Genomic DNA, 8,942 nt, shown 5'->3' with positions numbered 1-8,942 from the left:
TCGACGTTTGACGCGGTTCCGGATACACGAAACAGCTCTTCTCCGAGACAGGCCGGTGGGGGTTCGTCCTGTGCGGGCGGGTAAGACATTTGCGTTGCCGCCGGGTTTTGCGATCGTCGCCGGTGAGGTCGCTGGAGTCGGCACGGCGAGGTCCGGCATTGCGGGTCCAGCCGCAGCAACGCTGGGCGCAGCCGCCGGATCGGTCACGGCGACGTGGGGCACGGCCGCCGGTTCGGTTACGGCGGCGGTTGCCGCTGTCGGCGTGTCCTCGCACGCGGCCGTTTGTTCCGACGGCCCCACTCCCATCGGCGCCGCGACGTGCGCCTCGGCCGTATGGGTCGGTACTGGCGACCCCGCCGCCGCCTGGTGTCGAGCCGGCGGCGCTGGGTCCGGCACCCGCGGCGACCGATCTGCGTCTGCTCCAGACCGCAACCGGCGCAGCTTCGTGGCATGCCTCTGTGACAAACCCCAGACCCGATGACGAGCATGCTCCCGGCGAAATTCCTCGCCCTCGACAGAATCGCAGCCCGATCACGCATGGCGGCCAATCCCGCCGACGTGAACAACTGAAGCTGCCGCATACCAAAAATTGTTCCCCACGCCGCCCGAACCATCCCACCGAACGATCACCAAGAAAGAGCGACGATTCTCACCTCCACACACAGACTCAGCCGCCACAGGGGCCGCCTTCACGCAAAGAAGGCGCCCTCATCTGCCGCGATGAGGCGTGCTAATCTTGGAGCGTTCTGGCACGGATTATTCCCCACCGCTGTATAGATAGATCCAACCTGACGGCTGGGTCTCCTCGTTGGTCAGCACGTACACATGCCAACCGGCACCACCGCGCCGTACACGAAGCCCGCGGGGAGGGTTGCGGCGGTCATCGCCACATCGAACGATCTGGGTTCTTCCGTCCCGAGGTCCCCCACGCAACCGAACTCCGACATGGCCGCTGACTGTCTCGCCTTGCAGCCAGCGTCGGATGAGGTCCAAATGCGAGTCGGTGGACGGCATGCCGGCATTCGACCACGCGCCGCTCGGCGTCGCCAGCCGTATCGGAGCCGATGAGCTAACGACCTCCGTGCCGCATATTCGGGGGACTCGTCGGCAAGATCGGGTATCCGGATCTGCCGCCGACAGTGCGCGGTAGGCGACGGGCTTCGTCGGCACTCACGAGGTGGTACGTGCTTGGCGGCGATGACTGCGACCGGGGCGGTCAGGCGCGTTGGACCGTCGCACCGGCCCGGATGGCCCGCGGGATTTCGGCGACCCACGCGCCGACCCGAAGACCACCCTGCGCGACGACCGAACCCGCAAGAATCGCGACAGACATCCCACCTACATCTTGGCCGCCTACGTGGCCTCGGGCACCTGAACTCCTGAGTCTGCCGCCCGGACGTCCCGGGCAGCACGCCTCGCACGACCCGCGGCCCGTCACGAGCCCGGCCTATCCATCGCCCGCCGGAAGGACCTCCGCCGTGCACCAACTGTCACACGGACGGGACACACGCGGACATACCGAGATGAGTGCGTTCGATTGAGCTGGCCGGCGAGCCATCAAGACGCGAATGAGCGACCACGGGCAGATCTCCGACGGATGGCGTCGGCGCCCGATCGCCGGACGGTGTTACCTCAGCGCCTCCGATACTGCGTTGATAACGCCGTACGATGCGAATACACAGGGCCACATGTCAACCCTGCTAGTCATCGCCGGGCCACCCGGAGCCGGGAAGTCGACGGTCAGCTCCATCGTTTCTTCGTGTCTCTCGCCGAGCGTCCTGATCCGCGGAGACGCCTTCTTCCGATTCCTGGACCAGGGTGCGCGGAAGCCGTGGTTGCCAGAGGCGAAGGACCAGAACCAGACGGTCATCCGCGCCTCGGGTGCGGCAGCCGGGCAGTTCGCGCGGGGAGGATACGAGGCCGTCTTCGACGGAGTCATGGGGCCATGGTTCCTGCCAACCTTCTTCGAGGCCACCGGACTGAACGAGTTGCACTACGCCGTCCTGCTTCCCTCGGTGGAACGCTGCGTGCAGAACGGCACCGCCCGGGAAGGCAACCGTGACCACGAGCCCGGTACCCGATACATGCACGAACAATTCACGCAAGCCCGCATCGACGCCCGGCACCTGATCATGGAGCCAGAAGGGACTCCGGAGGAAGTGGCTACAAGCATCCTGTCTCGCTACCGTCACGGCGTCTTCGCGTACGGTGCTCAACACGTCACATGATGCTCGGGCCCATCGTGCCCGCGTGCGCCTACCAAGGACTTCTGGCTTTGGGCCTCGTCGGCGAGCAGTGATAACTCGGTGGTTCGCACCGTCGCGCACCTGTACAAAGAGGCAGGTGATCAGCAAGTATCCTCGGACCCCACACCTGGCCGGCTCCCGCCTTCAGCCGGGCGACGAGGACTTGTCGCAAACGCCCTTCGGCGAGCTCGCGGGCCGGCACCTGGTCGTCGAAGAGAAGCTGGACGGCGCCAACGCCGCGATCAGCTTCACCGGCGGCGGCGAACTACGGCTGCAGTCGCGCGGCCATTACCTGACGGGCGGATTGCGTGAGCGCCAGTTCGCCCCGCTCAAGTCGTGGGCGAACCTGATCGCACCATCGCTGAGGCCGGTGCTCGGTGACCGGTTCGTGCTCTACGGCGAGTGGATGTACGCCAAGCACACCGTCTTCTACGACGCGCTGCCGCACTACTTCTGCGAGTTCGACATCCTGGACCGGGAATCCGGCAATTTCCTGGACACCCCGTCGCGGCGGGCGATGCTGGCCGGCACGCCGGTGGTCAGCGTCCCGGTGTTGCGCGCCGGGGCCTTCGCCTCGCTGGGCGAGCTTACCGGCCTGATCGGGCCGTCGACCGTGCGCACTGCGGCGTGGCGGGAGCCGCTGCGCGCGGCCGCCGCCAGGGCGGGTGTCGACCCGGATCGGGCGGTCGCCGAGACGGACTCCGGCGACGACATGGAAGGCCTGTACGTCAAAGACGAATCCGACGGGCGGGTGGCCGGCCGCTACAAGTGGGTACGGGCCGGGTTCCTGCAGGCCGTCCTCGATTCCGGCTCGCACTGGGCGGACCGGCCGATCGTGCCCAACCGGCTCGCCGACCCGGCGGTGATGTATGCGATCTGACTGGACGATCTTCGCGGAGCTGTGTCCGGCCGGACCGGGATGGACGGTGCCGTGGTCGCGGATCGAGGATGCATTCGCGTGGATCCGCCGTCTGCGTGACGTACCGCAGGACCCGATACACCACGGCGAGGGCGACGTGGCCACCCACACCCGGATGGCGGCCGAGGCACTGGCCGCGCAGGCCGGTTGGCGTGAGCTGCCGCCGCCCGACCGGGCCCGGCTGTTCGCGGCGGTGCTGCTGCACGACGTAGCCAAGGCGGACTGCACCCGCACCGATCCCGGCGGCCGGGTCACCGCGCACGGCCACTCCCGCCGCGGCGACCTGAGCGTGCGCCGGATTCTGTGGGAGCTGGGCGCGCCACACTTCTGGCGCGAGCACGTAGCCGCGTTGGTCCGGCATCATCAGGTGCCGTTCTGGGCCCTGGAACGGCCGGATCTGGAACGGATCACGCTGCGGGTGAGCCTGATCGCCAGCAACCGCGATCTGGCGATGCTGGCCGACGCCGACATCACCGGGCGAATCTGCGGCGACCGCGACGACGTGCTGGAGAACATCGGCCTGTTCCGGGAGTACTGCGCCGACCTCGGTGTGCTCGACAAGCCTTGGCCGTTCGCCTCCGACCACGCCCGGTTCCAGTACTTCCGCACCCCGGGCCGGGATCCCCGCTACGCCGCCTACGACGACACCCGCCTCACCATGACTGTCCTGTCCGGCCTCCCCGGCGCCGGCAAGGACACCTGGGTGTCCGCACACGCGGGTGACCGGCCGGTGGTCAGCCTGGACACGATCCGCGGTCGCCTGGGCATCAAGCCGACCGCCGGCCAGCGGGCCGTCGCCGCAGCCGCGCACGAGGAGGCGCGTGAGCACCTGCGCGCGCGGCGCGACTTCATCTGGAACGCCACCAACATCTCACGACAGCACCGCGAACTCTGCATCGGGCTGGGCGCGCCCTATCACGCCCGGGTAGAGGTCGTAGCTCTGGAGGTGCCACGAGACACCGTACGGCGGCAGAACGCGAGCCGCCCGGCGCCGGTGCCGGAGCCAGTCATTGACCGCCTGGTCGGCAAGTGGGAGTCCCCCGACGTAACCGAGGCCCACACGGTCACCGTGGTGTGATCCAGCACCACCTACCAGTTTCTCGACACCCTGAACGTCGCCGATAGGCAGCATGCCCTACCGGCCAGGAAGAGCAGAGGAGATCAGTCCGTGGCGGAACTCAGCTGAGCGCTGGGGTATGCGGCGGTCGGTGGCACGCTTGGCAAGTCAATGGCCGATGCCAGGCCGTCGGTGAGCGTGTCCCTCTTCCCCGACGGGTTCGCCCCCGGCCGGGAACGGCGTGGGAAATGCCCCGCTGGACGATCACCGCCTGCGAACTCTGCTTGACCGCGTCGGCCAAGCCGCCGATCACGAACTGGATGGTAACGACCCCGGTCGGCTTCTGCGGCTGTGTTGACCAGCTTGAGGCCGATGTCCACGAGAAGCTCACGCGATCTCGGTCGCGTAAGCGTCATCAGGCCGTCGCGGGCGCTGACCTCGCTGGAGAGCTTGCCGGCTGGGGCCACAGCTGGACGCGTACGTGCTCGACCGGTCGCCGCCGGCCGGGCGGGACGGCCAGGGGCAACTCGGCCAGGGCGGCCCGGCCGGTGACCGTGACCCGGGCCCGGTAGTCCCCGGCGACCGCCAGCTCGAGGACGGGGCTCGCCGCCGACTCGGCCATCCACGAAACGTAGACGCCGGGCCGGGTGAGCGTGACAACGGCGACGTCGGTGAGCTCGGCCGCGTCCGGCGCCGGCTCGGCGTCCCAGGACTCGAGGAGGACGTGCTCGTCATGGCCGGTCCGGCCGTCGCCCATCAGGTAGAGCTGGTCCGGGCCGCCGTAACAGAGCCGGCCGGCCGTGAAGTCGGGCAGAACGAAGTCCCGGAAGCCGGTGCCGGCCACCAGCACCATGTTGTCCTCCGGCGGCAGCGTGGCCTCGACGGCGCCGAGCAGCATGGCCACCTGATCCCCTCCTCGGCGGTGGGCGGGCGGCACCTTGCACCGCCCGCCCCTCGGAGGCTAGTTCCGGTGGATCTGGACCGCACCCGACTTCATGAGCTTCGGGTCGATCCGGTCCAGGTCGTACTCACCGGTGCGGTTGTTGTCGTAGATCGCCTGGTCGAAGCGGGGGTTGCCGCCGCCGCTCCAGATCAGCAGCCGCATCCGGTCGGGGCTCTGCCAGCCGTACAGCACATATTGGACGGCAGTGCCGTCGTTGAGCTGACCGTTGCCGCGTACCGCCACCTTGTTGTCCCTGGTGACGACCAGCCATTGCAGCCCGGTCGGCTCCATCCGGAACGGGTTGTTCTGCACCCAGGATCGGGTGAGGCCGGTCGGGGTCGGCACCGAGTAGTACTTGGCCGTCATGGTCACGTACGTGTCCCCGGCGACGTTGGGGTCGGTCCTCAGCGATCCGGCCGGGGTACCGGTCGAGCCGTCGATGTTGGCCGAGCCCGCGGCCGGGTCGTACGCGATCACCAGCACGGTGGCGACGCCGGTGCCGCCGTCGTCGTCGGTCACGCGCATCTCGATCGTGTACATGCCGGGCGAGTTGAAGATGTGGGCGCTTCCGCACGTGCGGGTGAGCGTCTGTGTCTCGAACACCGTCTGGCCGTTCTGGTCGTAGTCGACCCGGCAGGTCATCAGCCGATCGTTGGTGACGTCGGTGAACGGCGCGGTCACCGACACCTGGTCGCCGACCCGGTAGACCTGCCACGGGGTCGGCATCGAGAAGTTCACGACCGGCGCGACGTTGCGCAGGGTCACCGTGGTCGATGCCGAGACGGGCGCGTTGTGCCCGTCGTCCGCGGTCAGCGTGACGATGAACTTGCCGTCGTCGTCGCATGTGAAGGTCGGCCTGAGCGCCTGCGGACTGGAGAAGGTGCAGCTGGCCCCCTCGTCGACCCCTTCCAGCGGCGCGTACGACCAGCGGTTGACCACCTGCGGACCGTCGTCGTCGTTGACCGTGCCGTACAACTGCACCGGTACGCCCTCGTCGCCGTAGGCGGGCGGCCCGGCGCTGACCACCGGTCGCCCGTTCGGCGCGGTGCCGCTGTTGGGCTGGGTGTCGAGGATCTCGACGTAGAAGAAGTCCTCGAGCTCGTAGAGGATCCGGTCGTTGTTGTAGTAGTTGCCGAGCGTTCCGCCCGCGCTGCCGTTGTCGCTGCCGGGCACGTAGCGTACCGAGAAGTTGCCGTCGCCGAGCCCCGCGCCCTGCTCGGTGGTGGCGAACGGGTACTCGTCGCACTCGGGCCGCACCATGTCGACCGGCGGGGTCAGCAGGGCGCAGGCGTCGTCCTTGGCGTTCACGTTCTCCGTGTAGGCCGGCCCGCCGCGCGGGACCCGCTCGAGCGCGGTCTCCGCCGACACCTGGCCGGTGTACTTGCCCGGAATGACCTTGGGCTGGCCGCCCGGGCGGGGCGGGAACGTGGAGTTGGGGCGGTCCTGGGCGTCACGGATGTGCTGGGCGACCGCCTCGTGCGGGCTGGGTGTGCCGTCGGCGTTGGTGAGCCAGTACTGCAGGTGCGGCACGACGTCGGCGAAGACGCACGCGGCCGACCGGTCCGGGATGTAATCGGCGGAGTCGCACCGGACCCAGTACGGGCCGTTGTAGTCCGACACCCCGTCGATGTACGTGATCTTGATGCCGGTGTAGTAGCGCTGCACGAACTCGCCGTACTCGCCGCTACCGCCACCCGAGGTCGAAGTCATGGTCGACGACACCCAGCCGCCGGTCAGCATCAGCGCCTCCCACTCGGTCATGGTCCGGCTCTGGTCGGCGCTGTTCCGGCAGCTGCTCAGGTTGGTCAGGCACACGACGTTCCAGCCGACGCTGGTGGTCGGCTGGTAAACGCCCTCGAACAGGACGACATTGGGGTGCGCGAAGAAGCGCATGCCGCGAATACCGTCGTCCCGCCCGTACCCGATGATCGTCAGGTCCATCCACATGAAGCCGCTGCGCTCTCCGGACGAGTCGAAGACGTTGTGGAAGACGATCACGTTGCGGCACCACTCGAAGCGGTTCTTCACGTAGCCGAACTCATCGGCTGACGCCGCGTAGCTGGCGTTGCACTCGTTCAGGAACGTCTGGGGCGGTGTGCTCGGCGGCGGCGCCGCGGCAATGCCGGCGGACGCGGTCGATGCCGGCGTGTACGAGTTCTGGCCGGATCTCAGCGCCCGTTTCCGCAGTTCGGCGCCGGTGACGACGTGTTTCGGGTCGACCGGCGGGACGCTGCTGCGGCCGACCTTCCGAGCGGCGGCACTCGCCTGGGCCCGCGGCACGATGCCGGACGAACTCCGGTCCGGGCCGGCGGCGGGCGTCACCGGTGTCGCGGACGGTGGGGCCGCCTCGGCCGGTGGTCCGGCGGTGGTGGCAATGACGGCGATGGCGAGGGCGGACACAGCCACCCCACGCATGATCGTGAGCACGAATTTTCCCCCGTTGCCGTGCGCCGTGGACATGCGGTCACATACCCACGGTGGTGCGGACGCACGGCGGTAACAGCTCGATGTGCCTTACCGCAGCGGCAAAGCCCGCCATGGCGCCCCGTCGACACAGAACAGATCCACAGCAGACGGTACGGACAAACATCGATGATCGGAAGCCTTGCCCAGGCGGCCGTCCGCCGGTTTATCGTCGGCGCCGGGTCACGTTGTCTTGTGCGCGATCGCGAGGCGCGTCCGGTACTGCTTGGTGATTTCTCCGTTGTAGACGTCGTCGATCAGATGAGTGATGCACCCGAACAGGCCGTTGCGTGCCTGCGGTGCCATTGCTCGATTGCCGGAGTAGGTCATGAGCAGGTTCAGGTACTGGTGGGAGGTGTAGGTCTGTTGCCACTCGTAGCGCCTGATCTTGGCCGGCCCGAATCGTGCCGATCGATCGAACTCGGCCGTCTCCTCGGGGGTTTCGTCATCGGTCGTCAGGCGCATGCCGGGCGGTGTTGTGGGGTCGAAGCGTTCGTAGCATCGTTGCGCGTCGGCGAAGAAGGCGTTCGTCCCGCCGGCGATGTGGTGGGTCGAGACAATGCCGAGAGCTCCGCCGGGGCGCAGCAGGTCACCGGTCTTGATCATGCGTACGTCCGGGTCGAGCCAGTGGAATGCGGTAGCGGAAATGACCGCGTCGAAGGTTCGGTCCGAGGGCTGCCAGTCCTCGAAAGCTGCCGCGACCACGGTGACGTTCGGGAACTGTGCGAGGTTGCGCCGGGCGACGGCGGCCATGCCGGGGCTGAGGTCCATCGCGAGGACCTGGCATCCCAGTTGCGCCAGGGGCAGGGTTGCTTGGCCGGTGCCGCATCCGATCTCCAGGACCCGAACGTGGGGGCCGAGATCCGCGAGCGTGGCGAGATCGGTGAACAGCCGAGGCGGATAGGTGGGACGCCATTGGTCATAGAGTTCGGCGTCCTGGCCGAACGTGGTGCGCAGCATTTCTCGGTCGGTGTCGGTCACAGCGGCTGGTTATCCCTTCAAGTCGTGCAGCCCGAGCGGGAACACGCACACTCGCGCCGTACGGATATTCTCTGGCGGAACCGCGTCAGCGGATACGAGCGGCGGCGAACCGGTGCTGATGTCCGAAAGACGATGACTGAACGACGCCTCAGCGGCCTCGTCCTCTAGAACTCCGCGGAGTCAACCAACTCGGTCAGGGCTTCTGCCGTTTGAGCGGTCCGGCGCTCGAACGAATCTAAGCTGCGCCGTTACCGAAGGCGTCGACCCGATATCTTCCTGGCGTCCACCGCGCCGGCGCCTTCGGCGGGACGGCCGACCCGCCCGACGGAGGGT

General features: G+C 68.0%; 6 protein-coding genes. 3 read left to right on the top strand and 3 right to left on the bottom strand.

Features of this window, described 5'->3' with window-relative positions:
- Nucleotides 1-1,688: 1,688 nt before the first annotated feature.
- The 3 genes from ACGFIO_RS40925 to ACGFIO_RS40915 all read left to right on the top strand — a co-directional run bounded on the left by ACGFIO_RS40925 (nt 1,689) and on the right by ACGFIO_RS40915 (nt 4,243).
- Nucleotides 1,689-2,228, top strand: a complete 540-nt coding sequence (locus tag ACGFIO_RS40925) for a hypothetical protein (protein WP_392835804.1) — start codon at nt 1,689-1,691, stop codon at nt 2,226-2,228.
- Between the two features lie 115 nt (nt 2,229-2,343).
- Nucleotides 2,344-3,126: an RNA ligase family protein gene (locus ACGFIO_RS40920; protein WP_392835802.1), complete on the top strand. Its 783-nt coding sequence runs from the start codon at nt 2,344-2,346 to the stop codon at nt 3,124-3,126.
- Nucleotides 3,116-4,243: an AAA family ATPase gene (locus tag ACGFIO_RS40915; protein WP_392835799.1), complete on the top strand. Its 1,128-nt coding sequence runs from the start codon at nt 3,116-3,118 to the stop codon at nt 4,241-4,243. The genes ACGFIO_RS40920 and ACGFIO_RS40915 overlap by 11 nt, the downstream gene beginning before the upstream one ends.
- A 394-nt stretch (nt 4,244-4,637) precedes the next feature.
- On the opposite strand, the gene ACGFIO_RS40910 is transcribed toward ACGFIO_RS40915, so the two are convergent.
- The 3 genes from ACGFIO_RS40910 to ACGFIO_RS40900 form a co-directional block, all read right to left on the bottom strand.
- The gene (locus ACGFIO_RS40910; protein WP_392835797.1) at nt 4,638-5,126 is read right to left on the bottom strand and encodes a hypothetical protein; all 489 of its coding nucleotides are present in this window, start codon (nt 5,124-5,126) and stop codon (nt 4,638-4,640) included.
- Between the two features lie 57 nt (nt 5,127-5,183).
- Entirely contained in the window at nt 5,184-7,625 is a 2,442-nt protein-coding gene (locus ACGFIO_RS40905) for a NucA/NucB deoxyribonuclease domain-containing protein (RefSeq protein WP_392835795.1), read from the bottom strand.
- A 186-nt stretch (nt 7,626-7,811) separates the two neighbouring features.
- The gene (locus tag ACGFIO_RS40900; protein ID WP_392835792.1) at nt 7,812-8,609 is read right to left on the bottom strand and encodes a class I SAM-dependent methyltransferase; all 798 of its coding nucleotides are present in this window, start codon (nt 8,607-8,609) and stop codon (nt 7,812-7,814) included.
- Between the last annotated feature and the right edge of the window lie 333 nt (nt 8,610-8,942).

It is taken from the genome of Actinoplanes sp. NPDC049265 (assembly GCF_043197135.1).
Classification (GTDB): Bacteria; Actinomycetota; Actinomycetes; order Mycobacteriales; family Micromonosporaceae; genus Actinoplanes.
The sequence above is the reverse complement of the archived record's forward strand: the minus strand, read 5'-3'. Positions and strand labels throughout refer to the sequence as shown.

Coding starts and splice junctions, on each gene's coding strand:
- ACGFIO_RS40915 (WP_392835799.1), top strand. CDS start 3,116: ATGCGATCTGACTGGACGATCTTCGCGGAGCTGTGTCCGGCCGGACCG.
- ACGFIO_RS40925 (WP_392835804.1), top strand. CDS start 1,689: ATGTCAACCCTGCTAGTCATCGCCGGGCCACCCGGAGCCGGGAAGTCG.
- ACGFIO_RS40905 (WP_392835795.1), bottom strand. CDS start 7,625: ATGTCCACGGCGCACGGCAACGGGGGAAAATTCGTGCTCACGATCATG.